General features: G+C 64.4%; 23 protein-coding genes, 1 tRNA gene and 5 pseudogenes. 20 read left to right on the top strand and 9 right to left on the bottom strand.

Translation table 11 applies throughout. The annotated features are described in order from the left end of the window. Window positions 1-10 precede the first annotated feature (10 nt). The 4 genes and pseudogenes from T428_RS0111940 (at window position 11) to ku (ending at window position 4,361) form a co-directional block, all read left to right on the top strand. Window positions 11-1,420, top strand: a complete 1,410-nt coding sequence (locus T428_RS0111940) for a mannitol dehydrogenase family protein (RefSeq protein ID WP_025736655.1) — start codon at window positions 11-13, stop codon at window positions 1,418-1,420. Beyond that, window positions 1,417-2,175: pseudogene (locus T428_RS31975) on the top strand (carbohydrate kinase family protein); the annotation flags it as partial. The gene T428_RS0111940 and the pseudogene T428_RS31975, both read left to right, overlap by 4 nt. A 361-nt stretch (window positions 2,176-2,536) precedes the next feature. Beyond that, window positions 2,537-3,352 (top strand): GGDEF domain-containing protein, encoded by an 816-nt coding sequence (locus T428_RS0111920; RefSeq protein WP_245604871.1) that lies wholly within the window; start codon window positions 2,537-2,539, stop codon window positions 3,350-3,352. Between the two features lie 148 nt (window positions 3,353-3,500). Continuing rightward, complete coding sequence (ku, locus tag T428_RS0111915; protein WP_025736652.1) at window positions 3,501-4,361, top strand: non-homologous end joining protein Ku; 861 nt, start codon at window positions 3,501-3,503, stop codon at window positions 4,359-4,361. Here ku and pstA read toward each other — a convergent pair whose 3' ends face one another. The 3 genes and pseudogenes from pstA to pstS form a co-directional block, all read right to left on the bottom strand. Next, window positions 4,362-5,285 carry a phosphate ABC transporter permease PstA gene (gene pstA / locus T428_RS0111910; protein ID WP_025736651.1) on the bottom strand — a complete coding sequence of 308 codons (924 nt, stop codon included), beginning with the start codon at window positions 5,283-5,285 and terminating at the stop codon, window positions 4,362-4,364. Then, on the bottom strand, window positions 5,282-6,271 hold the full coding sequence (gene pstC / locus T428_RS0111905; RefSeq protein WP_025736650.1) for a phosphate ABC transporter permease subunit PstC: 990 nt from the start codon (window positions 6,269-6,271) through the stop codon (window positions 5,282-5,284). Before pstC ends, pstA begins: the two co-directional genes overlap by 4 nt. A gap of 12 nt (window positions 6,272-6,283) precedes the next feature. Then, a pseudogene (gene pstS, locus T428_RS27535) lies at window positions 6,284-7,396 on the bottom strand (phosphate ABC transporter substrate-binding protein PstS). Window positions 7,397-7,613: 217 nt separating this feature from the next. Between pstS and T428_RS0111895 the strand changes: the two are divergent. The 10 genes and pseudogenes from T428_RS0111895 (at window position 7,614) to T428_RS34475 (ending at window position 15,290) form a co-directional block, all read left to right on the top strand. Beyond that, the gene (locus T428_RS0111895) at window positions 7,614-8,405 is read left to right on the top strand and encodes an SDR family oxidoreductase (protein WP_025736649.1); all 792 of its coding nucleotides are present in this window, start codon (window positions 7,614-7,616) and stop codon (window positions 8,403-8,405) included. A 24-nt stretch (window positions 8,406-8,429) separates the two neighbouring features. Beyond that, window positions 8,430-9,504: pseudogene (locus T428_RS27530) on the top strand (NAD(P)H-dependent amine dehydrogenase family protein). Between the two features lie 79 nt (window positions 9,505-9,583). After that, a pseudogene (locus tag T428_RS27525) lies at window positions 9,584-10,303 on the top strand (SDR family oxidoreductase). Between the two features lie 81 nt (window positions 10,304-10,384). After that, window positions 10,385-11,614 (top strand): Nramp family divalent metal transporter, encoded by a 1,230-nt coding sequence (locus T428_RS0111880; protein WP_025736648.1) that lies wholly within the window; start codon window positions 10,385-10,387, stop codon window positions 11,612-11,614. A 132-nt stretch (window positions 11,615-11,746) separates the two neighbouring features. Beyond that, the gene (locus T428_RS27520; protein WP_245604870.1) at window positions 11,747-12,037 is read left to right on the top strand and encodes a DUF732 domain-containing protein; all 291 of its coding nucleotides are present in this window, start codon (window positions 11,747-11,749) and stop codon (window positions 12,035-12,037) included. A 123-nt stretch (window positions 12,038-12,160) separates the two neighbouring features. Further along, on the top strand, window positions 12,161-13,225 hold the full coding sequence (locus T428_RS0111870) for a poly-gamma-glutamate hydrolase family protein (RefSeq protein WP_025736647.1): 1,065 nt from the start codon (window positions 12,161-12,163) through the stop codon (window positions 13,223-13,225). Between the two features lie 22 nt (window positions 13,226-13,247). Further along, the gene (locus T428_RS0111865) at window positions 13,248-14,072 is read left to right on the top strand and encodes an LLM class F420-dependent oxidoreductase (RefSeq protein ID WP_025736646.1); all 825 of its coding nucleotides are present in this window, start codon (window positions 13,248-13,250) and stop codon (window positions 14,070-14,072) included. Between the two features lie 56 nt (window positions 14,073-14,128). Continuing rightward, window positions 14,129-14,204: transfer RNA gene (locus T428_RS0111860), tRNA-Arg, on the top strand. A gap of 196 nt (window positions 14,205-14,400) precedes the next feature. Further along, a complete protein-coding gene (locus tag T428_RS0111855) occupies window positions 14,401-14,919 on the top strand; it encodes a helix-turn-helix domain-containing protein (protein WP_245604883.1) in 519 nt (172 codons plus the stop codon). Beyond that, complete coding sequence (locus T428_RS34475; RefSeq protein WP_245604869.1) at window positions 14,919-15,290, top strand: DUF6036 family nucleotidyltransferase; 372 nt, start codon at window positions 14,919-14,921, stop codon at window positions 15,288-15,290. Before T428_RS0111855 ends, T428_RS34475 begins: the two co-directional genes overlap by 1 nt. Before the next feature lie 205 nt (window positions 15,291-15,495). Here T428_RS34475 and T428_RS0111845 read toward each other — a convergent pair whose 3' ends face one another. Next, window positions 15,496-15,945, bottom strand: a complete 450-nt coding sequence (locus T428_RS0111845; protein WP_245604882.1) for a type II toxin-antitoxin system TacA family antitoxin — start codon at window positions 15,943-15,945, stop codon at window positions 15,496-15,498. A gap of 37 nt (window positions 15,946-15,982) precedes the next feature. Here T428_RS0111845 and T428_RS0111840 point away from each other — a divergent pair, with 37 nt between their 5' ends. The 3 genes from T428_RS0111840 (at window position 15,983) to T428_RS0111830 (ending at window position 17,247) form a co-directional block, all read left to right on the top strand. Next, window positions 15,983-16,165, top strand: a complete 183-nt coding sequence (locus tag T428_RS0111840) for a hypothetical protein (protein ID WP_025736643.1) — start codon at window positions 15,983-15,985, stop codon at window positions 16,163-16,165. Next, window positions 16,132-16,647 carry a hypothetical protein gene (locus T428_RS0111835; RefSeq protein WP_025736642.1) on the top strand — a complete coding sequence of 172 codons (516 nt, stop codon included), beginning with the start codon at window positions 16,132-16,134 and terminating at the stop codon, window positions 16,645-16,647. Before T428_RS0111840 ends, T428_RS0111835 begins: the two co-directional genes overlap by 34 nt. Window positions 16,648-16,833: 186 nt before the next feature. Then, a complete protein-coding gene (locus T428_RS0111830; RefSeq protein WP_169733651.1) occupies window positions 16,834-17,247 on the top strand; it encodes an RES family NAD+ phosphorylase in 414 nt (137 codons plus the stop codon). 95 nt (window positions 17,248-17,342) lie between these two features. On the opposite strand, the gene T428_RS0111825 is transcribed toward T428_RS0111830, so the two are convergent. Next, window positions 17,343-18,425 (bottom strand): fatty acid desaturase, encoded by a 1,083-nt coding sequence (locus tag T428_RS0111825; RefSeq protein WP_025736640.1) that lies wholly within the window; start codon window positions 18,423-18,425, stop codon window positions 17,343-17,345. Between the two features lie 11 nt (window positions 18,426-18,436). Further along, entirely contained in the window at window positions 18,437-18,868 is a 432-nt protein-coding gene (locus T428_RS27510; protein ID WP_025736639.1) for a hypothetical protein, read from the bottom strand. 770 nt (window positions 18,869-19,638) lie between these two features. Here T428_RS27510 and T428_RS33585 point away from each other — a divergent pair. Both T428_RS33585 and T428_RS0111810 read left to right on the top strand, forming a co-directional pair. After that, entirely contained in the window at window positions 19,639-20,106 is a 468-nt protein-coding gene (locus T428_RS33585; RefSeq protein ID WP_211243945.1) for an aspartyl/asparaginyl beta-hydroxylase domain-containing protein, read from the top strand. Window positions 20,107-20,282: 176 nt separating this feature from the next. After that, window positions 20,283-21,053 (top strand): aspartyl/asparaginyl beta-hydroxylase domain-containing protein, encoded by a 771-nt coding sequence (locus T428_RS0111810; protein ID WP_025736638.1) that lies wholly within the window; start codon window positions 20,283-20,285, stop codon window positions 21,051-21,053. 66 nt (window positions 21,054-21,119) lie between these two features. Here T428_RS0111810 and T428_RS27500 read toward each other — a convergent pair whose 3' ends face one another. Continuing rightward, window positions 21,120-21,692: an RsbRD N-terminal domain-containing protein gene (locus T428_RS27500; RefSeq protein ID WP_156942935.1), complete on the bottom strand. Its 573-nt coding sequence runs from the start codon at window positions 21,690-21,692 to the stop codon at window positions 21,120-21,122. 80 nt (window positions 21,693-21,772) lie between these two features. On the opposite strand from T428_RS27500, the gene T428_RS27495 reads away from it, so the two are divergent. After that, a complete protein-coding gene (locus T428_RS27495; protein ID WP_281173788.1) occupies window positions 21,773-22,465 on the top strand; it encodes a CdaR family protein in 693 nt (230 codons plus the stop codon). Window positions 22,466-22,510: 45 nt separating this feature from the next. On the opposite strand, the gene T428_RS0111795 is transcribed toward T428_RS27495, so the two are convergent. Together T428_RS0111795 and T428_RS27490 are read right to left on the bottom strand one after the other, a co-directional pair. Beyond that, window positions 22,511-23,701: a TetR/AcrR family transcriptional regulator gene (locus tag T428_RS0111795; protein WP_025736636.1), complete on the bottom strand. Its 1,191-nt coding sequence runs from the start codon at window positions 23,699-23,701 to the stop codon at window positions 22,511-22,513. After that, window positions 23,701-25,241, bottom strand: a pseudogene (locus tag T428_RS27490) (long-chain-fatty-acid--CoA ligase). The gene T428_RS0111795 and the pseudogene T428_RS27490 overlap by 1 nt, the downstream one beginning before the upstream one ends.

Genomic DNA, 25,241 nt, shown 5'->3' with positions numbered 1-25,241 from the left:
GTGGCCGACGATGGCCAGCGCGATCGACCTGAACAATGCGTCGCTGTCCAACCTGCCCATCGACGCGCCGAAATACGATCGCGGCAGCGTCCGGGTCGGCATCGCACACATCGGCGCCGGACACTTCCATCGGGCGCATCAGGCCGCCTACCTCAACCTGCTGCTGCAGCAGAGGCTGGCGCGCGAGTGGGGCATCTGCGGGGTTGGCGTGCTGCCCGCCGACTGGACCATGCGCGACGTGCTGTCCGATCAGGACGGACTGTACACGCTGATCTTGGAAAACCCCGACGGCAGCCGCGACGCCCAAGTGATCGGCTCGATCGTCGACTACCGGTACGCCCCGGACGATCCGGAGTCGGCGCTGCAGGTGCTCGCCGCGCCGTCCACCCGGATCATTTCGCTGACCATCACCGAGGGCGGCTACCGCGACCCCGACGGTCCCGCGTTCACGTTGATCACCCAGGCGCTCGCCCGGCGGCGCGATCGTGGCGTCCCCGCGCCGACGATCGTGTCCTGCGACAACATCGAGAACAACGGTGAGGTCGCCAGGCGCACCGTGCTCGCGAGCGCCGAACGCATGGATCCCGGGCTGGCGGCGTGGGTGACCGAGCACGCCCGCTTCCCGAATTCGATGGTCGACCGCATCACTCCGGCAACGACTTTGGAGATGGCCGCCGAAGTACGGCGCGACTTCGGCGTCAACGACCGATGGCCGGTGGTGGCGGAGCCGTTCACCACCTGGGTGCTCGAGGATGATTTCGCCGATGGCCGGCCACCGCTGGAACGGGCGGGCGTGCTGATGGTCGACGACGTCCGCCCGTACGAGCTGATGAAGCTGCGACTGCTCAATGCGGGACATCAGTGCCTGGCCTACTTCGCCCACCTGTGCGGCTACGAGTTCGTCCACCAGGCGGCGCAGGATCCGTTGTTCGCCAAGTACTTGCTCACCTACTTCGACACCGAGGCCATCCCGACGCTGCCGCCGGTGCCCGGGGTCGACCTTCACCAATACGGCCGCACGCTCGTCGAGCGGTTCGCCCACCCAGCGGTGCGTGACACCGTCGCCCGCCTGTGCGCGTACTCGTCGGACCGCATCCCGAAATGGCTGGTGCCCGTCATCCGCGACAACCTGGCCAACGACGGGCCCGTGCAAATGGCGTCGGCGGCCGTGGCCAGCTGGGCACGCTACGCCGAGGGCGTCGACGAGTGGGGCGAACCGTACGAGGTGCTGGACCAGCTGGCGGATTCGCTCATCCCGATCGCCCGATCGCACCGCGAGAACCCGTGCGCTTTCGTCGAGATCAGTGCGGTATTCGCAGACCTGTCCCACCAGCATCGCTTCGTGGAGGCATACCGCTGGGCGCTGGATTCGTTGCACAGCAAGGGAGCTCGCGCCACATTGGAAGCGTTGGTGCAGTGACCCGAGGCCTGGTGATCGGTGAGTCACTGATCGACGTCGTCGGGGCCGACGAACACGTCGGTGGTAGTCCGCTCAACGTCGCCGTCGGACTCGCCCGGTTGGGCCGCGACGTCGACTTCCTGAGCCACATCGCCGACGACCCGCGCGGGCACCGAATCGCCGAATACATCAAAGCCTCTGACGCACAGCTTGTTTCGGGAAGTATGACCGCCGCTCGCACACCGACCGCCGCGGCAACGATCGCCGAGGAAGGGTCGGCCACCTACCGTTTCGATCTGGACTGGCAGCTCTCCGGCACACCCGAGGTTTCCCCGCCGTTGTTCGTGCACACCGGGTCCATCGCGGCCGTGCGCGAACCGGGATGCTGGGCGGTCGCGGCCTTGCTCGACGCGTATCGGGTGTCGGCGACGGTCACGCTGGACCCCAACGTGCGGCCCTCGTTGATCACCAACCGGGAATCGGCGCGTCAACGCATCGAGCATCTCGTGGAACGCAGCGACATCGTCAAGGTCAGCGATGAGGACCTGCGCTGGATCGACCCCGATCACGCGCCCGACCACACGGCGCGAACCTGGTTGGCGCTGGGGCCGGCAATCGTCGCGGTCACGATGGGCGAACAGGGTGCACGGGGGTTCTGCGCGGCGGGCGAGGCCCACGTGGCCGCCAAGCGCGTTCCGGTGGTCGACACCATCGGCGCCGGCGACGCGTTCATGGTCGGTCTGCTCGACGCGCTCTGGGAACTGGGCCTGTTGGGCTGCAAAAGCTTGGCCGAATTCGAGCGTAAAGTCAGCTCGTCAAGTCGGCAGCGGTCAAGTCGTCGACCAACGCCAGGAGGTACGAGCGAGTTTCGTGGCAAAGCAGCCAGACCAGTTCGACTGGATCAGTGCCTACCTGGACGGTCACGGCCTCCTGAAGCCGTGGCGCAGGATCTCGGCTGTCTTTATCGCGTCATTCGCGGCGTTTCCGCTGATCATGCTCTGGAGTCCGGCCGGGCCCGCGGATCCGGTCACCCGGACGGTGACACTGGTGGCATCGGCATTGGGAATCACCGGCGCGAGTCTGCGGTTGAAGCGCTGGCCCTCGCGGCGCCAGTCGACCAGCTGGTTGCTGATCGCCATGGCGGGCATCGCGGCGGCGCTGTTGACGCTGTCAAATCCCTACGTGGGATTGCTGGGGTGCACGACCTTCGCGATCCTGGGTGGCTACATCGCCTACTTCCACGCCTTTAGCTACGTGCTCACCAACTTCGCCGTGGCCGCGACGTGCGTGGTGGTCCTGTCGTATCGCATCATCGCGGACACCGGCGACGTAGCGTTGACCGCCGCTTCGCTGATCGTGGTCGCGGGACTCAACATCGGCGTGCCGGTGGGCATGCAGTCGTTGGTGCACACGCTGCGACGGGATCTGCAGAGCTCCGGCCGTGACCCGCATACCGGCCTGCACAACCGGCGTTCCTTCACCAACTCCGCCTACGAACTGATCCGCGCTCACCGCAACACGGCGGGCTCCTACCTGGTGGTCGCCGTGATCAATCTCGACCACTTCAAACGGCTGAATGACACTCACGGCCACGCCGCGGGCGATCAGGCGTTGGTCGCGGTCGCCGCCGCGCTGCAGCAGAGCTGCCGCGCCACCGCCGTGATCGGCCGGGCCGGTGAGGAGGAGTTCGTCGTCGCCGACATCAAGACGACACCCGATCCGACGAGGATGGCCGAACGAATTTGCGATGCCATCGCGGCCATCCATTTCGAGATCACCGCGAGCATCGGCACCTCCACCGCGCCGCTCGGCACCGGCCCGGTCAGCCCGGCCATGGAACCCATCGACGATCTGATCAGGACGTCCGACGCCGCCATGTACGAAGCCAAACGCGCGGGGGGCAATCAGGTTCGCCACTATTCCGGTGACGTACCCCCGCCGGCGACGGCCTGACCGGGTTGCGCGTCAACGACTTTCGCTCTTGCTTCACGCGCAATAGTGGACGTTACAGGCCCACCATGCTCCGCCTGAGCGCCGCTGAATCCCAGCTCACGGGCCTGTCAGGCTGTTTTGCGGGCCAGCGTATGGGCATACTGACAAGATGCGCTCCATCTGGAAGGGTTCGATTGCGTTCGGGCTCGTCAATGTGCCAGTCAAGGTGTACAGCGCCACCGAGGACCATGACATCAAGTTCCATCAGGTGCACGCCAAGGACAACGGCCGTATCCGCTACCAGCGGGTGTGCGAGCTGGACGGCGAGGTCGTCGAATACCGGGACATCGCCCGCGCCTACGAATCCGACGACGGCCAGATGGTGGTGATCACCAACGACGACATCTCCACCCTGCCCGAAGAACGCAGCCGCGAAATCGAAGTCCTGGAGTTCGTCCCGGCTAGCGATGTCGACCCGATGATGTTCGATCGCAGTTATTTCCTGGAGCCGGACTCAAAGTCGTCCAAATCGTATGTGCTGCTGGCCAAGACACTGGCCGAGACCGACCGGATGGCGATCGTCCATTTCACGCTGCGCAACAAGACTAGGCTTGCGGCGTTGCGGGTCAAGGACTTTGGCAAACGCGACGTGATGGTGATTCATACCCTGTTGTGGCCGGACGAGATCCGCGACCCCGACTTTCCGGTGTTGGACAAAAAGGTCGAGATCAAGCCCGCCGAGCTCAAGATGGCCGGGCAGGTGGTGGAGTCGATGGCCGAGGACTTCAACCCGGACCGCTATCACGACGACTATCAAGAGCAACTGCACGAATTGGTTCAGGCCAAACTCGAAGGCGGAGAAGCGTTTACCGCCGAAGAAAAGCCCAAGGAGCTGGACGAGACCGAAGACGTCTCCGATTTGCTCGCCAAGCTGGAGGCCAGCGTGAAAGCGCGCTCGGGCGACGGAAAGGCGCCGACCAAGAAGACCGCCGCCAAGAAGTCCGCCACGAAAGCGGCGTCGCGGTCCTGATTACGCCCGGGTGAAACTTTCGCCGCGCGGTCGGCTGGCCAAGAAACGGACCGCGCCGGCAATGAGGTTGATGGCGGCCACGATAATGATCAGGGTCAGTGCCGCGCCCCAGATCCGCAGGAACCCCGCGTGCTCCGGGTTGGTGAGTTCCGTGTAGATCAGCAGCGGCAGCGACGCCATATTGCCGTGGAAGACGTCGAGGTTGATAGCACGGCTGTAGCCCACCAAAACGAGCAGCGGCGCGGTCTCGCCGATGACGCGTGCGATGGCCAGCAGAATGCCTGACACGACGCCCGGCATAGCGATCGGAAAGACAATCCGCACAATCATTTTCCATTTGGGAACGCCCAATGCGTAGCTGGCCTCGCGGAGTTCGTCGGGAACCAACCGCAGCATCTCCTCGGTGGAGCGCACCACGACCGGCAACATCAGCAGGACCAGCGCCAGTGCCACCGCAAAGGCACTCTGCTGGAACCTCAAGGTGGCGATCCACAGGCTGAAGATGAACAGCGCCGCCACGATCGAGGGCACCCCGGCGAGCACGTCGACCATGAAGGTGGTCACCCGGGCCAGCCGTCCCGAACCGTATTCCACCAGGAACACCGCCGTCATCAAGCCGACCGGCCCGGCCAGCACCGAAGCCACGCCGGCCTGCACCAGCGTCCCGTACAACGCGTGGTAAACCCCGCCGGTGAACTCCTCGGGCAGCACGCCGCGCAGCGAGTGGGTCCACCACTGCGACCGAATGACGGCGTGACCCCCTCGGTGGATCACCACCGCGAGCACCCAGATCAGCGGTCCCAACGCGAGAGCGAACGAGGCGAGGAAAAGAATCGTCGCGAGGTGATTTTTGATCTTTCGCCACATGCTGACCGGCTGTATCACCGCACCTTTGACCGGCCCACGCAGTGTCTCGGCGGTCATGCGTTGACCTTTCCACCGGCGATCGCGCGAGCGGCGGCGTTGACCACGAAGGTGATCACAAACAGCGCGAACCCAGCCGAGATATAGGCCCCCGTCGGCAGCGGTTCGCTGAATTCGGATGCCGCGGAGGCGATCTTCGAGGCGAACGTGTAACCGCCGTCGAACAACGACCAGTTACCGGGCCGGGCCGCCGCGCGCAAGATGATCAGCACCGCAACGGTTTCGCCCAGCGCCCGGCCCAATCCCAGCATCGAGGCGGCTACCACACCGCTACGGCCGTAGGGCAGCACGGTCATTCGGATGACCTCCCAGCGGGTCGCGCCCAGCGCCTGCGCCGCTTCCATTTGGATGCGCGGGGTCTGGCGGAATGCTTCGCGGGAAACCGACGTGATGATCGGCAAAATCATCACCGACAGCACGATCGCTGAGGTGAAGATGGTCCCGCCGCCCGCCAACGACACGTTGCCCTGCTTGAACAGAAAGATCCAGCCGAGGTTGCGGTTCAGAAATTCGGCCAGCGGCCGCAGTTTGGGCGCCAGCACGAAGATCCCCCACAGCCCGAAGATGATCGACGGCACCGCGGCCAACAGATCAACCATCGCGGCAAACGGGCGCGCCAGCCGCGCCGGCGCATATTGGGTGAGGAACACCGCGATCCCGATCGCAACCGGCACGGCCATCACCAAAGCGCTGGTGGCACTCAACACCGTGACCATCAACAAATCGTGGATGCCGAACGCCAACTTCTTCGGGTCGCTGGTATCGAATTCGTTGCTGGTCAAGAAGTTCGCGTGGTTCGCCTGCAGCGCAGGGATAGCGCGAATCAACAGGAATATCGCGATCAGCACGATCGCGATGACGATCGTGGCCCCGGCGGCAGCGGCGACCGAGGAGAATATTCGGTCACCCCGCCGCACCGCGCGGGGTTTGGTCTTCGTGAGCGTGGGCTTTGCCTTGGGAGGAGAAGCGAGCGCTTCGCGGGCCATGGCTGCGCTAGATCACGAGATCGCGTTGACCGCGGCCGACAACCTCGACCCGAACGCGTCCGGAATCGGGATGTATCCGTTGTCCGCCAAGCCATTCTGGCCGGCGCCGATGGTGCTCTGCAGGAACGCCTTCACTGCCGAGCCGACCTGGGCGTCGGGTTACTTCGAGCAGACCACCTCATACGTCGCCAACACGATCGGGTACGAGCCCGCCTGCTTCGGCCGGTAGAACGAAATCGTGTCGAGAACCAGGTCGTTGCCCTGCCCCACGATCGAGGCCCCCGCGATCGTCTTGCCCACCGGGTCGGTGCTGATCCCGACCGGGTCCGGACCCGCCGACGTGACGACCTTCGCGACGTTCAGGTGTTGCGCCTGAGCGAAGGACCATTCGTTGTAGGTGATGGACCCCTCGGTGCCCTTGACCGCCGCACTGGTGCCGTCGTTGCCCTTGGCACCCTCACCGACACCGCCGTTGAACTTCTTGCCAGCTCCCCTACCCCACGCACTCTTGGAAGCGGCATCGAGATAGTTCTGGAAATTGTCCGTCGTTCCCGACTCGTCACTGCGGAACACGACCTGAATCGGCTGGGCCGGCAGGCTGACACCGGGGTTGAGTTCCTGGATCGCGCGGTCATTCCACCTGGTGATGCCGCCATTGAAGATCTTGGCCGTGGTCTGGCCGTCCAGGATCAGCGAATTCAGGCCGTCGACGTGGTAGGTGATCGCGATCGGGCCGATCACCACCGGCAGCTGCCAGGCCGGCGAGCCACAGCGACGCACTGCCGCGGCGTACTCGTCGGGTCGCAACGGCGAGTCCGAACCCGCCAAATCAGTTCGATTGCCTGTGAATTCGTCGATGCCCGCACCCGAGCCGTTGGGTGTGTAATTGACCGTGTGGCCCGGGCACGCCCGTTCGTACGCCTTGAGGAACCGAGTCATCGCGTTGGCCTGAGCCGTGGATCCGCTGGCCTTGAATTTGGCTTTGCCGCCGCAGGCCACCTTCACCGGCGCCGCCGACGTAGTCGCCTTCTCACCGCTTACGGCGTTGTCGTTGCCACACGCCGACAACGCCACTGCGGCAGTAACCAGAACACCCAGGACGGCACCAAATCGGTTGATGTTCAATTCAATCCTTCGACGGTACGCACGACGCTATCGTCGCAGGCCACCGCGGGCGCGGGCAATTTCCGTCCCGATTCGCGAGCAGTAACGCCGAGGCGGTATGCGGACGCCGCATCGCCGCTACCGTATGCCAAACTAGAACCTGTTCCAGAAACTTCGCGATCGTAGACGGTCAGTCTTGCTTCCGTTTCGGCCGACAACTCGACGAAGAGAGACCGTAATGATCCTTGATAGGTTCCGTCTCGACGACAAAGTCGCCGTCATCACTGGTGGTGGCCGTGGCCTCGGGGCGGCGATGGCGGTGGCGTTCGCCGAAGCCGGCGCCGATGTCCTGATCGCCTCGCGCACGGAATCCCAACTAGAGGCCGTCGCAGAAGAGGTCCGCGCCGCGGGCCACAAAGCCCACATCGTCGCCGCCGACCTGGCCCATCCCGAGGCCACCGCGAAGCTGGCCGAGCAGGCCGTCGAGGCGTTCGGCAAGCTGGACATCGTCGTCAACAACGTCGGCGGGACCATGCCCAACACGCTGCTGACCACGTCGACGAAGGACCTCAAGGACGCGTTCACCTTCAACGTCGCCACCGCTCATGCGCTCACCATCGCGGCGGTGCCGCTGATGCTGGAGCACTCCGGTGGCGGCAGCATCATCAACATCACCTCGACGATGGGCCGACTGGCCGGGCGTGGTTTCGCCGCCTACGCCACCGCCAAGGCCGCGCTGGCCCATTACACCCAGTCGGCAGCGCTGGACCTGTGCCCGCGCATCCGGGTCAACGCGATCGCGCCCGGCTCGATCCTGACCTCAGCGCTGGACGTGGTGGCTTCCAACGACGAACTGCGCGCGCCGATGGAGAAGGCGACACCCCTGCGCCGCCTCGGCGATCCGGTCGACATTGCCGCTGCGGCAGTCTATTTGGCGTCACCGGCCGGCAGCTTCCTGACCGGCAAGACGCTGGAGGTCTACGGCGGACTCACCTTCCCCAATCTCGACATCCCCGTCCCGGACCTGTGATCGCCGACCACTAAGGAGCCCCTCATGCCCATCCCCGTCGTCCAACTGGGCACCAGCAATGTCGGTATCCACGCGCTGCGAGCGCTCATCGCCAACCCCGAATACGAACTCACCGGCGTCTGGGTGTCATCGGATGCCAAAGCCGGTAAGGACGCGGCAGAGCTTGCCGGACTTCCGGATTCGACCGGCGTGCTCGCCAGCACCGACCTCGATGCCGTGCTCGCCACGGGGCCCAGGTGCGCGGTGTACAACGCACTGGCCGACAACCGGCTGCCCGAGGCGCTCGAGGACTACCGGCGGGTGCTGGCGGCCGGAATCAACATCGTCGGCAGCGGTCCGGTGTTCCTGCAGTACCCGTGGGAGGTGATTCAAGAGGAGCTGATCAAGCCGCTGGAAGACGCTGCCCGCCAAGGCAATTCGAGCCTGTACGTCAATGGCATCGATCCCGGCTTCGTTAACGACCTGCTGCCGCTGGCGCTGGCGGGTACCTGTCAGAGCATCCAGCAGATTCGGTGCATGGAGATCGTCGACTACTCGACCTACGACAGTGCGGCGGTCATGTTCGACGTCATGGGATCCGGTAAACCGATGGACGACATCCCGGTGCTGCTGCAGCCGGGCGTGCTGAGCTTGGCGTGGGGATCGGTGATCCGCCAGATAGCGGCGGGTTTGGGCGTCTCGCTCGGCGCCGTCACCGAGGAGCACGTCCGGATTCCCGCGCCCGAGGACTTCGACATCGCGTCCGGTCATATCGCCAAGGGCACTGCGGCGGCGCTGCTTCGAGGTGTTCGGCATCGTCGACGGCAAGCCCGCGATCGTCCTGGACCACGTCACGCGGTTGCGTCCGGACCTGCAGCCCGAGTGGCCCCAGCCCGCCCAGGAGGGCGGTTCGTACCGCATCGAGATCACCGGCGAACCCTCCTACGCCGTGGATGTCTGCCTAGGCAGTCCAAACGGTGACCACAACCATGCCGGGCTGGTCGCCACCGCGATGCGGGTGGTCAACGCAATCCCGGCGGTGGTGGACGCCGCGCCGGGCATCGGGACGACCCTCGACTTGCCGCTGGTCCCGGGCAAGGGGCTCTACCTGCCCGGGTGACCGATAGCACGGCATGAAACGCCGCCGTTTCGGCGTTCCCTCTAATCGGCTGCATCCGCGAGCGCGAAAGGGGAAAGCGATGTCGAAGCGGCGCGTACTGGTCACCGGCGCGTCAAAGGGGATCGGCCGTGCGGTGGTCGACCGCCTGGCTGCCGACGGCTTCGAGCCGATCGGGCTCGCGCGCAGCGCACCGCCGGATTTTCCCGGCCAGTTCGTGGCCGTCGACCTCGCCGATCGGGCCGCCACCGCGGCGGCGCTCGATACGATCGTCGCCGAAGGCCGGGTCGACGCGGGACGCGGTGGTCAACAACGTCGGCCTGGCCCGGTTCGGCCACATCGGGTCGGTCGATCTGGACGACCTGTTTCTCACCTACGACCTGAACGTGCGCACCGCGGTCCAGTCGTGCAGGCCGTGCTGCCCGGCATGGTCGAGGCCCGGTGGGGCCGCATCGTCAACATCAGCAGCCTGACGACGACCGGCGTCGACGAACGGACTCCGTACGCCGCCGCCAAGGGCGCGTTGGAGACCGCGACCCGCATTTGGGCCGACGAGCTGGCCTCCTCGGGCATCACGGTGAACGCGGTGGCGCCCGGTCCGATCGAGACCGAGATGTACCGGGAACGCAGCCGAGTCGGGTCGGCGCGCGAAGCGCTGGTGCTCAAGGGCATCCCGATGCGGCGGGTCGGCACTCCCACCGAGATCGCCCACGTGATCTGTATGTTGCTGCACGATGACGCCGGCTACATCACGGGCCAGATCGTTCGGGTCGACGGCGGCGGGAGCATCGGCGCCAGCTAAACCGGCGGGCCGCGGCACACCGGCCCGCGTTTATCGGCTACCCTCACTTTTTCATTCGGTGACACGTTGAAGGTCGGATAGTTGGCGCAGGACACCCGGGCCTCATTCAAGACCAGCTGGTATCTGCTGGGGCCGGCGTTCGTCGCCGCGATCGCGTACGTCGATCCGGGCAACGTCGCCGCCAACGTCAGCTCCGGGACACAATTCGGCTATCTACTGCTGTGGGTGATCGTCGCGGCCAACGTGATGGCCGGGCTGGTGCAGTACCTCTCAGCCAAGCTCGGGCTGGTGACCGGGCGCTCGTTGCCCTCGGCCATCGGCAAGGAGATGGGGCGCCGGCTCCGGCTGACCTTTTGGGCGCAGGCTGAAATCGTGGCGATAGCAACGGATGTCGCCGAAGTCATCGGTGGTGCGATCGCGCTGCGGATCCGGTTCGGTCTGCCGTTGCCGCTCGGCGGGGTCATCACCGGGGTGATCTCGTTGCTACTGCTGGCGATCAAAGATCGGCGGGGGCAGATCATTTTCGAGCGCGTCATCACCGGTTTGCTGCTGATCATCGCCGTCGGTTTCACGGCCAGTTTCTTCGTCGCCACGCCGCCGTCCGACGCGGTGCTCGGTGGATTCGTACCACGCTTCCACGGCACCGAAAGCGTGCTGCTGGCCGCGGCCATCCTGGGCGCCACCGTGATGCCGCACGCGGTGTACATGCACTCGGGTCTGGTCCTGGATCGGCACGGACATCCCGAGCCGGGCCCCGAGCGACGCTGGCTGTTGCGGGTCACGCGGGTGGATGTGGTGCTGGCGATGGCCGTGGCCGGAACGGTGAACGCGGCGATGCTGCTGGTTGCCGCGATCAACCTGCAGGGCCAGCAAGACGTCGCGTCCATCGAGGGTGCCTACACCGCGATCCACAACACGCTGGGCCCGGCGATCGCGGTGCTGTTCGCGGTCGGCTTGCTCGCGTCCGGATTGGCGTCGTCGTCGGTGGGCGCCTACGCCGGCGCGATGATCATGCAGGGTCTGTTGCACCGGTCGATACCGATGATGGTGCGCCGCTTGGTCACGTTGTGCCCGGCCGTCGCCCTGTTGGCGATCGGTCTCGACCCGACCCGCTCATTGGTGATCTCACAAGTCATTTTGTCGTTCGGAATTCCGTTCGCGGTGCTGCCGCTGGTCAGGCTCACCAGCAATCGAAAACTGATGGGCGGCGACACCAACCACCCGATCACCACGGCCATCGGCTGGGCGGTGGCGATACTGGTGACCGCGCTGAACGTCGTGCTGATTTATTTGACCGTGAAGGGGCACTGACGTTTCAGGCGTTTCGGTTGATTTGTCCAAGGTTTCTCTATTTTTCATATTTGCGCCATTTTTCATATTTGCGCCGCATTCGGCCCGCACACTGACTCGGCCTTAAATGTGTAGACGGAGGGGAACGCGCACATGCCTTCATCCCGCTGGCTGGCCAGCCTCACCGCCCCTCTCGTCGTTGGAGCCGCCCTGGTGACCACCGTGTCGGTGGCGGCGGCCGACACCGTCGACACCAACTTCCTGGCCCAAATGCGCGGCCTCGGATTCACCTGGCCGCCGAACGAGGACGGCGACATCCTGTTTATGGCGCACCATATCTGTGCCGATCGGTGGAATCGCTGGTCGTCTCAGCAAATTCCCGACGACGTCCACAACACTTGGGCCCGCGCGGCATCAATTTCGGTGACGTCACCTCGATGGTGAACCTCGCGGTCTCGACCTACTGCCCGTAGGCCGCGGCTCAGGTTCATTCGGAGCTTGTTTTACATAGCTATACGAAGCACATAGGCTCACCTGGTGCCGATTTGTCCGACGGCGAGCAGCTGAATGCCGGCGCGCCGACATCTCTACTTCGCATACGGCTCCAACCTGTGCGTCAGGCAGATGGCTCGGCGCTGTCCCGACGCCGCCGACCCGCGGCCGGCGGTGCTGTCCGATCACGAATGGCTGATCAATCAGCGTGGTGTGGCGACCGTCGAACCATTCGCCGGGAATCAGGTTCACGGGGTGCTCTGGCAACTCTCCGACCATGACCTGGCCACCCTGGACAGCGCCGAGGGCGTTCCGGTGCGCTACCGGCGCGACGAGTTGACCGTGCACACCGACGACGGCCCGTCGGCGGCCTGGGTCTATATCGACCACCGGGTGACCCCGGGTCCACCCCGCCCCGGCTATCTGCCGAGGATCATCGCCGGCGCCGTTCATCACAGGCTTCCGCAGCGCTGGATCGACTTCTTGAAACGTTGGGATCCCACGAACTGGCCCCGTCCGGCGGCCGTGCGATCGGCGTCCGGCCCTGGGCCACAGTCACTTTCGGCGCTGCTGATCCAGCCGTGGGTGGTCGAGGCCAGTCGGCTGCGGTCGCGTTTCGGCTTCATGGCCATCCATGGCGGTGGCCTGGAACACATGACCGACGTCATCTCCGAACGCGCGGCCGAGGCCGCCGGCGCGTCGGTATACGTCTTGCGCCACCCCAACCGCTACCCGCATCACTTGCCCTCTGCGCGGTTCGATCCCGCCGAGTCACCACGGCTGGCCGAGTTTCTCGAGCATGTCGACGTCGCGGTGTCACTGCACGGGTACGGGCGCATCGGTCGGAGCACGCAACTGCTGGCCGGGGGCCGCAATCGCACGCTGGCCGCCCACCTGGCCAAGCACATTGCGCTGAGCGGCTATCAGGTCGTCACCGACCTCGACGCTATCCCGCTCGAACTACGGGGGTTACATCCTGACAACCCGGTAAACCGGGTACGCGAAGGCGGAACACAACTCGAGTTGTCCGTACGCGTCAGGGGTCTCAGCCCGCGCAGCCCGCTGCCGGGTCCTGATGGCCTATCGTCGGTCACCTCCGCCCTGGTTCAGGGCTTGGCGGCCGCGGCTCGCTCCTGGTAATTGTTGCTAACTCATTTGGAGGTTGTTGGTGGCCAAGGATTTTCGATTTGGTATGAGCATGCGGTTCTTCAAGTCGCGCGAGGCGCTCCTCGACAAGGCCAAGCGCGCCGAGGATTCCGGATTCGACATTCTTTGTGTGCCTGACCATTTGGGCGCCGCGGCGCCATTTCCTACCCTGACCGCGGTCGCGATAGTCACCACGACACTGCAGCTGAGCATGTATGTGCTCATCTGCGCGTTCTACAAGCCCGCGCTGCTCAGCCGGGACATGGGCGCCCTGGATCTGCTCAGTGACGGCCGCCTCGAAATCGGGCTGGGCACCGGCTACGTCCGCGAAGAGTTCGAGGCTGCGGAGATCCCCTACCTTAGCGCCGGTGCCCGGGTCGACTACCTCGAACACATGACGAAATACCTGAAGGAGCACCACCCCTCGACACCGCTGATCATCGCCGGCAACGGGGACCGCGTGCTGACCATCGCCGCCCACCACGCCAACATCATCGGGTTGACCGGCTCCAAGGTGCGCGACGTGGCGGACCCGTTCGCCGAACGTGTGGACTTCGTCCGCAAGGCCGCCGGCGATCGGTTCGACTCACTCGAGCTGAACCTGGCGATCACAGCGATGCCACGCGACGGCGAGACCGAGCCCGACCTGAAGCTGACGCGCAGCTACGCGCCGGACCTCTCTGACGCCGAGATCCTGTCGATGCCCTCGGTGCTCAGCGGTTCGCCCCGCGAGATCGCCGACACGTTACTGGGCTACCGCGAGAAGTACGGCGTTTCCTCCTTCACCGTGCAGGACAACAACATCGCCAACTTCTCGAAGGTGATCGCCGAACTGCGCTGACCGTCGTCGCGGCCAACGGGCCTGAGCCTGCCGTCACGGTAAGCTCAGGCCCGTCCGCCCTCGTAGCTCAGGGGATAGAGCACGGCTCTCCTAAAGCCGGTGTCGCAGGTTCGAATCCTGCCGGGGGCACCAAAACGTGGTTCTTTCAAACCTGCGCCACAGAGCGCGGGTTTGTTTGTTTGTCTATTAAGACTGCCAGCCAAGCTAGCTGACTCGTCCGGCTCGGCATCTGTCGCCGAACCCTGACGCAGAACGTGCTTAGCCGCATCGTGCAGCGCGGACAAAAGCGGACCACAGCTATTTATAGTAGAGAATGCTATAGTTGAGCATGACCGGTCGGAGTGACGTATTGCGGACGGTGATGCACGAAACAGGCACCACCCAGTCCGAGTTGTCTCGGCTCAGCGGCGTGCACCAGCCGAGCATCAGCCAGTTCCTCTCCGACAAGGTTGAGCTCAGCGATGAGCAGCTCGACCGACTTTTGTCCTGTATGGGGTACCGACTCGAGATCACCCGCCAACCAGTCACTCCCAAGCTGACACGTTCAGAACGCCACTCGTGGAAACTGCACCGCGAGCTGGCCAGACACCTGACGCGGTCGACTCTCACACAATGGCAACCCACGATCGAGCACAACCTGCGACGATTGCGGTCCGGCGTCACCGGCCAGCCGCATATGAGAAATCTCGACCGCTGGGAATCGCTCGTGAGAGACGGCGACGTACCCGGCCTTCATCGCGTCCTTACTGGACTCGGCCGCGATTGCATCGAGATGCGCGAAGTTTCACCGATGGGTGGACTGCTTCCCGATGAGGAGCGGATCCGCGTTCTACGCACGGTTCGCTGATGCGCCGCGACCAGCTTGAGCATGCTATCCGGGCCGCCTGCCAAATCACCGGCCTGACTGAAGTGATTGTCGTCGGCTCCCAAGCGATCCTCGGCACTTATACCGATGATCAGCTGCCCTTGTACGCCACAAGGTCGGTGGAAGTCGACGTTCTGCCGATCACCGACGACACGGGTGAAATCGCCCGTCTTGCAGATGAACTCGCTGGAGCAGCGGGCGAGTTCTCCCCGTTTGAGCAGCTTCACGGTTTCAGCATCGACGGCGTGGACCTGCAGACCTCGGCACTGCCCGACGGATGGCGCGATCGACTGGTCAAAGTCCAGAACGAGAACACCGCCGCCCCATCGGGCGATCCTAAATTCATCGGATAGTGCCTCGACAAGGAAGACCTGTGTGTTGCGAAACTGTGTGCCCTACGGAAGAAGGACCAGAATTTCGTCGACGCACTGATCGCAGCTGATCTTGTTGACCCGCAAGTCATCGCAACCCGCCTAGCGGCCGTACCTGAACACTATCGGAGAGCCTCCCAACGAGCGGCCGCCTGGCTCACTCACCGCACAAACAGCGTTGAGTAGCTTAGGAAGCTGCGGACAACTGCGGCCGCGATGGCGGCCCCTCGGTGTCGAAAATGGACCGCTCAACGCACAACCTCTCCAACCGAGGCTTGTGTGAGACGGGCCGGTCCAGCGCGGCGAGGAAATCAGTCCACGCGGCATCGGTGAGCACGAAGAGCCGGCGGTCGGCCAGCACGTCGCGCGCGTGCGCCGCCGCCGCTGTCACCGCGAAATTGGTGAAGTCAGTCCCCTCGACCTCGGCGGCACGACGAATCAGCGCGTCCTGCTCAGGGGTCAGGCGCGCTGAAAGAGGCCAGGTCATCCGCTCAGGCTTGGCAGCCATGCCATCAACTGTGTGACTGATAGGCGTACAAGCCAACGCTGGCAAGCCGCGACCACTAAGCGCTCTAATGCTCGCCTGCCGCCGCAGACGCTTACCGCGTAGCAGGCCGCTACAGGTTCCTAAAGGCATCAACAGCGCTGGCGTAGATACGTCGTATACTGACGACATGACTACGACTGAGGCCGTGGCGACGCCCGATCTCGCCTCGCTGCTCGACCGGGTCAACGACGCGACAAAGTTGTTACAGCGCTCCCCGACGGTTCCCGACGAGGTCGCTCAGCTCGCCGACAGTTTCGAGCCGACACTGGGTGCGGCGTGCCGCTGCGTCTGGAAGCCGACCCATACCTGACGACGACGCTATGGGCCGCGGCGTTTCGCGCGGAGAAAGCACTTCGCCGCGCCAATGACGAGCAGCAACGTCGGGATGTGCGCATCGCGCTCGAGCAATTCCGCCATGCGCTACGCGACATTGTCGAGAACCGGCCGTACAACGATGATGCTCCGGTCCGCGACGTTCTCAGCAAATCCGCCGAGGTCCTCGCCGCCCCGCAGAAAACCCTCGCCGAACTGCTCGGGGTCTCCGTTCGTCAGCTGCAACGCTGGCGCGCCGATGACGGGACGAAGCCCGCAGCCGAGGACGCCGCGCGCATCCGCGTCGTCGGGCAGCTGGTGAATCAGTTGCGCCATTCCTTCACCGGTCCGGGCGTCATCGCCTGGTTCGATCGGGAACACCCCGTGCTGGGCCGGCAGCCGATCAAGCTGCTCGACGATCCCCTGCGCTATCCGGCACTCCTGCAAGCCGCGACCGCGACCCGTGCAATGACTGCATGAAACTGACGGTGTTTCGCCACGCGTCGTATGACTCGCCGTGGTGGGCATTCCCCAGCTCGCGCGCCGGTCGTTTCCACCACGCAAAGAGCCAAACCGTTCAGTACCTGAGTCTGCATCCGCTGGGCCCAGCCGCCGAGATGCTTGCGCCACAACGTCGGGCCCACCGGCAATCCCGACGAGGTCGTATTGAATTTGTGGACGGCCGTCATCGACGTGGACAGCCCGACACGGGTCGACTTCGACGACTGCGCGACATACGGGCTGACGGCCGACGAGCTGGTCGGCGACGATTACACGCCGACGCGGGCCTTGGCCGACGCCATCCGAAATGACGGCGCCACCGCAATGATCGTGCCCTCGGCCGCACTACCGGGAACCCACAACCTGATCCTGTTCGGTGTGCGGATTCTCAACCCGTACTTGGACATACCGCGAACCGTCGAGGAAGTCCCGACCGAACACCTCACCGACGCCGCACGTCCACCAGCCGAGGTGGCACCGCACGTGCGCTGGTTCGGCGCACCACACACCGCGGTAGAGCAGTGGAAGGCGACTGGGCGCTACGACCTGTTCGACGATCCCATCGCAACCCGGTGGTAGCTGACATCCGGTGCAGTCCAGTCACTTTGCCACAACTATCGTCAAACGTATTGCCCGACAGTATCTTTCGTCATTCCAGTCACAGACACGGATGCCTATTCGTAAAGATGCGACGCCTGCGCCGAGATCGGGCCACACAGTTGCCGCGCCACGGCAGCGAACCAGCCGAGGTGGAAGTGGTCCCCGTCGGCCGCGAACGCCGCGCGCAGTTCGTACCACGCCAGGCCGGGATGCCGGTGGTGAACGCTGTGCAAATTGAAGGCGAGGACGAATAGCTCCAGCGGTCTGGGCAGCCGGAGATTCATCGCCTCCAACCGGGCGTCCAGCCGGGTGCCGTAGTGATATGCATTGTCCGCAACCGAGATCAGCACCGCACGGGCGACGAGCGCGGCGGCGAGCATCCAGACATGACGACCGTAGGCAACGCCGGCAATTGCGTAGACGGCGACCACCGCCACCGCGTCTGCCCGGAACTGGCGCAAGTGTAGTCGGCTGATGCCCTCGAGCAACATGCCACCGAACGTGTCGGGCGAGTCGAGCAGCCGCGCCAGGAAGCGCCAGACCCGGCGCGGCGCGGCCGCGAGCAGCACCGACGCCACCTCGATGAGGTAAAGCCCGCCGAGCAGGTGCAGGTAGTAGCCGGGAGCCGCGGCCCAACTCGAAATGCCCGGGTCATAGACCTCGGTCCGCTCCCGGCGACTGCGGTTGTACCGGTGATGGAGCAGATGGGCCGACTTGAGCAGCACGAAAGGCGCACCGTAGCCGACGGCAAGCATCCGCCCGACTCGATCGTTCCACGTCCGTTCGCGCAGCAAGGTGGCGTGAATCGCCTCGTGGATCAGGGACCACAACGGGGTGGAGAGCAGCACCAGCGGCGCCAGCAGCCATCCCCAGGCCGCATCGACGGGCAACAGGACGACCGGCAGCACTGCTAGCTGGAGGCAGAGGCCGGCCAGCGCGGCCGCGATCAACACGACGGAGACGACGTAATCGGGCGTACCGTCTGTCGCCCGGGCGCGCTGTTGCGTCGTCAACGGGCGCTTGGTCCGCCTGCCTGACGACGGGATTAACACCATTGCCGGCTGCCCCCTTGTCTCGGCGCCAATTGATGCCTGACGGATCGGATTCGGGTCGTCCATGGACACTTGGGTGATGGCCGATGCGTCGCTGCCGGCCACGTCGAATACGCTCAGCGAACGGGTGCGTCGGCGGTGTCAGCGGCCCGCCTGCCGAGCGCGAGCAACGCACCAGCATATAGGAAGTCGGACGCGGTGCCGACCATCACCGGCGGTGCGATCGCCAGCACGATGTTCGGTGTGCCGACCAGCAGGTGGCCTGCGTAGAGCCACGCCGCACTGAGCGTCGACGTTCCGAGCGCGGCTAACCAGAAGCCGCGCACGGGATTTGACGGCCAGCGAAAAAGTCGTTCGAGCACCAGCACCACAACCAGGGTCGCGATCACGCTCAGTCCTACCTGCGCCAAGCCCGCACGCAGTGCCACGCCCAAGCCGAGCTGCTGTTGGGCGAACGCCGCCCAACAGCCGTATGCCCCACCCCCGATCAGCGCGGCCAATACCGGCCGCACATGCTCCCCGAGCCGCCTGCCGAGAAGTACGTTCATTAGGCTAGCCCCGCGCTCGTCGCGGCCCGCACCGACGAGCAAGTTCTGTGGGCACGCAATTTTGTAGAAGGCGAATTTAAGAGAAAGGAATTTACCTCATCTAAAACTGCGGTACGCATGAAAACCCTTTTTGTTGGGTACGCCAAACATCGATTCAGCTGCCGCTATTGCTTCCTTCGCCAATCATCCTCGCATCGGCCGGGGGTATTCGCAACGACCCCGACCGCCGATTCGCTTCCCGCGCGCCCGCCTTTGACAACGCAGCGCAGCCGCACCCGACTTCGGGCTGGTGGTACCCACCCGTTGACACGCCAATCTGTCCGCTGAGTTGCCATTGCATGACCGCTCGGTGACGAAACGTGTTGGCGGAGGGGCGTGTTGAGCACCAAACGAGGTTGTGGTTAGGATCGGGCCAGCGGCCCCGGGGCCCGGACAGCATGAGCCCCTACTATTTCGCTCGACTCTTTTGTGCCGTAGACGTGACTACCCACGCCACCAACATTTGCAGTCCGACAATACTTTTGCGAGATGGCGGTGGCAGAAAGGCTGATTCCATGGCAGGTTCCGTCCGACGCACCGTAGGTGTCGAAGACACTTTGAGCCGGCCGGGGCTCGTGAATCGGGCACTGATGGGTATAGCCGAATGGGCCCAGGGGCTTAACGATAAATACTCGAAACTTCCCAATTGACCCGTCTACGACGCCGCCGAATTCCCGTGGGCGGCCGATGTCGAGCGCGAATGGCACCACGTCCGTGCCGAACTCGACACCCTGCTCACGCGCAAGGAAGAGCTACCCGGCTGCCACGAAATCTTGAGTGAGTTGCGCTCGATCAGCACCGACCGCGACTGGAAATCGTTTGTCTTCGCCTGCTACGGCGCCAAGTCGACCGAAGCCATTCGGCAATGCCCACAGACCTGGCGCGTCCTGCAGACGATCCCCGGCATGAAGACGGCGATATTCTCGGTCCTCGAACCTCGCACGCACCTCAAGCCGCACCGCGGGCCCTACAACGGGGTGCTCCGGCTCCATCTGGGGTTGGTCGTGCCGGACGCGCTGCCAGAGACGGTCGCAATCCGGGTGGACGACACCGTCTGCCAGTGGGAAGAAGGAAAGGTCCTGATCTTCGACGATTGCTACGAGCACGAGGCGTGGAACCAGTCCGACAAGACCCGCGTCGTGCTGTTCGTCGACTCGTCAAGCCGTTGCGTTTCCCCGCGTCGTTCGTCAATTGGCTGATCCTCAACATCGCGGCTTTCACCCCGTTCATCAGGGAGGGGAAGAAGGCTCAGAAGAAGTGGGAGGAGGGCTTTTACGGAAACGGCGGCCCGCCCGCGACGGCGGCCCCGGTCGTTGCCCCAACCCAGTCTTCAAGCCACACCGCATAGCTCGGTCGACGAGTCCGAGTGAGCGAAATGACTTCTGGGACAACCGAGTACAAGACGGTGAAGCTCCCGTCTGGCCGAGAGCTGGTGATCTCCCTCGGGCTCTGGCTGCTACCGATCGTCGACCGGATCATGATGTGGTCAGCGGCCACGAAGGAATACCAGGTCTTCCCGAACGAGATCTTTTCGTCGACAACGTATCTGGCCGAGAACTGGACCGCCATCCGCGACGAGGCGCAGGCAGTGATGTGCGACCCGATGTCCATCCTTTCGTTGCGCGAGATTTCGGTCGATCATGAAAAGATCGCGGTCGATGATCGCTGGCGCTCCTTTTTCCTCTGGGGGTATGGGATCCGCAGCGACGTAAACTGCGCCCGCTGTCCCGAAACGGCACGAATCCTGGAACACATCCCCGGCCTGCTGACCGCCATGTACTCGGTGATGCTGTTGGGTGCGCACGTGCCGCACCACACCAAGTCGACCAAGGGCATCGTCACCGCCCATCTGGGGCTGATCGTGCCGCGCGAGCGCCAGAACTGCCGGATGGAGATCGGCGACCACGAGGTGGTGTGGCGGGAGGGCCAGATCGCGATCGTCGACGACATGTTCCCGCATGAGGTGTGGTACGACACCGAGGATCATCGGGTGGTGCTACTGTTCCACGTGAAGCGACCGCTCCGCTTCCCGGGCTCGTTGGTCCGCGACACATTGTTCGCTCTGTTGCGGGCCAGCCCGTTCGTGCGCGACGGGGTGCGCAACATCGAGCGGTGGCATGAAGTCGGTGCTGCCGCAGCCGACTGACGGTGCTGGGCCGTATATCGGGCGATCAGCAAAACCCAACACCACCACATCCGTTCGTAGGAACCCTTACCGGCGCGCTGCTTTCGTGCGGGAACGGCGATTCGTCTTATGGTTAGAACAACTAACGGCATCGACGTCAAACGGTGTCCCGTCGAGCACGTCGCGAATCTGGAGTGCACGCGCGATGCGCCGAGCCTCCAGCCGCACCCTGTGCTCGCCCTGGTAAGCCGCGAGCGCCTGTTTTGACACCACGTCGACGTACTTCAACAACGTCCTGGCCAGGGTCTCGATGACCGCAGCCTGGCTCTCGGGCGCCATGCCGAGGGCCTGCAGCTCGGCGAGCACCACCTCGCTTAGCTGGTGCTGCCCCAACCGGTGACCGCGCATCATCGCGTCGATCGGAACATCGCGGCGCGCAAGGGCTTTGGCGTACTCGACATGTGTCGGCGGTGCGGTGATCTTCGTGACGTCGATGTCGTGTAGCAAGGCAACGAAGATCGTGTGCAGATGATCCCGCATCGCACTGCGCATCAACGTGCTCATCGCGCCGTCGCGGGGAAGCTCCGGAACATTGTCTCGGGCCGTGGTGCAGAGAATGTCACTGATCGTGGCCGCACGCTCGTCGAGTCGAGCGACCATCCTCGCGACGTGGCTATTCACGCCAGCCTCGCCGCTGGGGTGCGTTGGGCATTGGTCGACGGTAGCCCGTTTCCGCGACCATCGGCTACCCGTTGAGTTGGCAGCACCTCGCGCTCATCGTCTGGTACCCAAGCGAACAGACAACACCCGGCCGGCTCGCGGACCTATCACAGTTCGTCGATGTGCTGGCCGCGGCTGTCGGGACTTCGGCACGCCCGCTGCTGACCGGAACCGATTCGGCCACCGTCTGGGTTTGGTTGCCGTTTCGCTCGGTGCCCGGTGAGACCGTCATGAAGATCCACGAATTCGTGCGCTCACGGACGAACGCGCCCAACATCGCGATCGGGGCGATGGGTTGCGATGTCGCCGGATTTCGCCGATCTCATCGTCAGGCGCAGCGCGCACGCGAAGCCGTGCAGGCGTACGGCGTTCAGCAAAATGCGGTGATCGCGGCCACGGACGCCGATGTTGTTGGTGCGGCGCTGCTGGACGCCGATCTCGAGGAAGTACGCGGGTGGGTGGTCGATGTCCTTGGCCCGCTGGCGTCGGACAGCGACGACGACGCCCGCCTGCGGGAGACCTTGCGCATGTTCCTGCGTTTCGGTAGGCCCTACCGGGTCGCAGAGGAACTCGACATTTCGCTGGGGGCCGTGAAGGACGACATGGAGCGAGCCATTACCAGACGCGGGCGCCCGATCGACGACAGGCGCAATGTCGAACTCGCACTGCTGGCCTGTCAGCGGTACGGTTCGGCCGTTCTAAAGCCCGGCTAGGACCTCCAGCCCGACGAACACGTCGCCAAAGAGTGCCCAAGACCGTCAGCACCCGGATGCCGCAACCAGCAAGCCGATCGCGATATCGGTAAGTACCGCATCGACTCCAGGCAGGTCGCGTAACCGCGGCATGACCGCGACGTCGTTGATCATTATCTGCGCCGCCTGCACTCGGATGCGCGCTTCGGTGACTGTCTGGCCGGGGTGCAGCTGTCGCGCGAGATGCACCCACTCGTCGATGTAGGCCCGTTGGGCACTTCTTGCGCTTTGACCATCTGGCAGTGGGAGATTCGCTACTTCGGTAATGAGGAGCTCGACGGCGTCTGGATTCTGGAACGCGAAACTCTGGTAGCTGCGCACGACGCCGTTCAGCGCCTGGTCCGCATCGCGCGCATCTGCGACGGCGCGATGGAACTCCGTCCAAAGCCGCTCGTTGCCCCGGAACATCACCGCCGTCAAGATGTCGGTCTTGGAGCCGAAGTAGGTGTAGATACTGGGCCCGGCGATGCCGACAGCGGCACCGATATCGTCGACGCTGACCCCGGAGAAGCCCCGCTGGGCGAAGAGGTCGGCGCTGGCCGACAGGATCGCCTCTCTTCGTGAGAATGCGGCTGAACTCCGTTGCGGCCCAGCGCTGTTGACCTCACGCAGCTCTGCGCGGGCGCCGAGTGGCACCGCGATCAATTTGGTCAACAACGACGAAAACCCGGGCTCGGGCATCGAAAAGTGGTGAAACGAAACGGTGTTGGCGATACCAAGCGCGCACCATGCGAGCAGTTCAACTTGCACGGATTCCAACTCGGGACGCCGGTGTTGAATGTGTTGGGCAAGTCGATCACCGATCCTGCGGGCAAGCCTGCGTAATCTTGTGCGGTCGGGTGCCGACAAGTGTCGGGCTTCTCGCCGCCACAGCACGCCAACGGTGCGGCGATCCAACACCACGTTGGCCAAAACCGCGGCCACGTCGGCCGACGCGTCCGCCGCTTTGAGCGCTTGGTCCAAGGTGCCAAGCGCATCCTCGATAACTGTTGCCAGCAGCGCCTGTTTACTGCGGAAGTGTCGGTACAACGCCGATGGACCGACCGCTACGGCCGCGGCGACATCGCTCATCGAGACATTGCCGAATCCCGCGTCACAAAGGAGGCCCGCTGCCGCGTCGATGATGAGCTGACGCCGGTTGGGAGGTCGCGTTCCGCGCGCGGGACGACTCGACGGCGACTGCCGCTGACTAATCACTATCGCTTGCCGATAGGGCCCCGATAGCGTTGGCGCAGTTCACGCTTGAGCACCTTACCAGCCCCGGAAATGGGCAGGCCAGGGACGAACTCGATACTGCGCGGTACTTTGTAGCCGGCAATGCGTGCGCGGCAGTGCTCCCGCAGCGATTCTTCGGTCGACGCGCGGCCCAGGCGCAACACGACGAAAGCGTGGACCCGTTCACCCCACCGATCGTCAGGTACCCCGATGACCGCCAAGGCGGCGACCGCGGGGTGGCTGGCCAGGGCGTTCTCGACCTCGGCCGAATAGACGTTTTCGCCGCCGGTGATGATCATGTCCTTGAGCCGGTCGATTATGAACAGGTACCCGTGCACGTCCATGCGCGCCATGTCGCCGGTGTGCATCCACCCGTTTCGAATGGCCGCCGCGGTGTCGTCGGGCCGCTTCCAATAACCAAGCATGACGTTGTAACCACGAACCACCACCTCCCCGATCTCGCCGGCGGGCAGCTCGGCGCCGTCGGTATCGACGACCCGCACTTCGACATGCGGTAGTGCCCGACCGCCGGATCGTTGCAGCTCCGGCTTCTCGTGGTCCGACGCCGTCAGCAGCGTCGCCGCGGGCCCCAATTCGGTCATACCGTAAGCCTGCGTGAAACCCGTTGCGGGGAAAACCTTCTTGGCACGTTCAACCAGAGCTTCGGAGATTGGCGAGGCACCGTAGATGAGGTTGCGCAGCGAGGTGAAATCGAACGCGGCGATCTCGTCGTGATCGACCAGCATCTGAATCATCGTCGGCACCAGCAGAACATCCGTGACCCGACGATCGCTGATCGCCTGGGCCACGCCACGGGGGGTAAACGACTGCACCATCACATGGGTTGACCCCGCAACGTTGCCGGCGATCCACATACCGATCGCCGCCAGGTGAAACAGTGGTGCCGCGGACAGAATTCGTCCATCGTCCGTGAGGAACCGGCCGGTGGCCAGGCTGCCCAGCGCCGACGTCATCACGTTGGTGTGGCTGAGCAACACCCTTTAGGCTCACCGGTCGTGCCGCCGGTGTAGAAGATGCCGAAAAGTGCATCCCCATCGCGTCGTGCGTCCGGGACCGGCGACGTGGCGGCGATGACCAATTCGTAGTCGATCATGCCCGCCGGGCACCCGCCCTCCCCACAGTAGATCACGGTGGATAGCTCGGCGCCCGCAGCGTGAAGCTTGGGGATCTCCGGCGCGAATGCGTCGTCGACAAGCAGCACCGTGGTTTCAGATTCCCGCAGCGAGTACGCGATTTCGGCTGCGCTCCAACGAACGTTGACCGGATTCACCACCGCATCGGCCCACGGTACAGCACAGAGGTATTCGTGGTAACGGTCCGAGTTCAAACCCAAGAACGCGATTGGGTCGTCGGCGCGAACACCATGCACCTGCAGGGCACCAGCCAGCCGGGCTATGCGATCGACGGATTGGCGTACCGTACGTTGACGGTCGGCGAAGACGGTTAGCGGCATCTCCGGGCTTTGCCGCAGCATCCGGTGCAGCGGCTGCGTCACATACAT

This window comes from Mycobacterium genavense ATCC 51234 (assembly GCF_000526915.1).
GTDB classification, from domain to species: domain Bacteria; phylum Actinomycetota; class Actinomycetes; order Mycobacteriales; family Mycobacteriaceae; genus Mycobacterium; species Mycobacterium genavense.
Note: the sequence above shows the minus strand (reverse complement) of the source record. Positions and strands in the feature narration are given on the sequence as shown.

What these genes read in the sequence shown, in the direction of transcription:
- T428_RS27520 (WP_245604870.1), top strand. Translation starts at nt 11,747, where the DNA reads ATGCCTTCATCCCGCTGGCTGGCCAGCCTCACCGCCCCTCTCGTCGTT.
- pstA (WP_025736651.1), bottom strand. Translation starts at nt 5,285, where the DNA reads ATGACCGCCGAGACACTGCGTGGGCCGGTCAAAGGTGCGGTGATACAG.
- T428_RS27510 (WP_025736639.1), bottom strand. Translation starts at nt 18,868, where the DNA reads ATGAACGTACTTCTCGGCAGGCGGCTCGGGGAGCATGTGCGGCCGGTA.
- T428_RS0111940 (WP_025736655.1), top strand. Translation starts at nt 11, where the DNA reads ATGGCCAGCGCGATCGACCTGAACAATGCGTCGCTGTCCAACCTGCCC.
- T428_RS0111870 (WP_025736647.1), top strand. Translation starts at nt 12,161, where the DNA reads ATGCCGGCGCGCCGACATCTCTACTTCGCATACGGCTCCAACCTGTGC.
- T428_RS0111810 (WP_025736638.1), top strand. Translation starts at nt 20,283, where the DNA reads ATGACTTCTGGGACAACCGAGTACAAGACGGTGAAGCTCCCGTCTGGC.
- T428_RS27500 (WP_156942935.1), bottom strand. Translation starts at nt 21,692, where the DNA reads ATGGTCGCTCGACTCGACGAGCGTGCGGCCACGATCAGTGACATTCTC.
- T428_RS0111855 (WP_245604883.1), top strand. Translation starts at nt 14,401, where the DNA reads ATGACCGGTCGGAGTGACGTATTGCGGACGGTGATGCACGAAACAGGC.
- T428_RS34475 (WP_245604869.1), top strand. Translation starts at nt 14,919, where the DNA reads ATGCGCCGCGACCAGCTTGAGCATGCTATCCGGGCCGCCTGCCAAATC.
- T428_RS0111840 (WP_025736643.1), top strand. Translation starts at nt 15,983, where the DNA reads ATGACTACGACTGAGGCCGTGGCGACGCCCGATCTCGCCTCGCTGCTC.
- pstC (WP_025736650.1), bottom strand. Translation starts at nt 6,271, where the DNA reads ATGGCCCGCGAAGCGCTCGCTTCTCCTCCCAAGGCAAAGCCCACGCTC.
- ku (WP_025736652.1), top strand. Translation starts at nt 3,501, where the DNA reads ATGCGCTCCATCTGGAAGGGTTCGATTGCGTTCGGGCTCGTCAATGTG.
- T428_RS0111920 (WP_245604871.1), top strand. Translation starts at nt 2,537, where the DNA reads ATGGCGGGCATCGCGGCGGCGCTGTTGACGCTGTCAAATCCCTACGTG.
- T428_RS0111895 (WP_025736649.1), top strand. Translation starts at nt 7,614, where the DNA reads ATGATCCTTGATAGGTTCCGTCTCGACGACAAAGTCGCCGTCATCACT.
- T428_RS0111845 (WP_245604882.1), bottom strand. Translation starts at nt 15,945, where the DNA reads ATGCCTTTAGGAACCTGTAGCGGCCTGCTACGCGGTAAGCGTCTGCGG.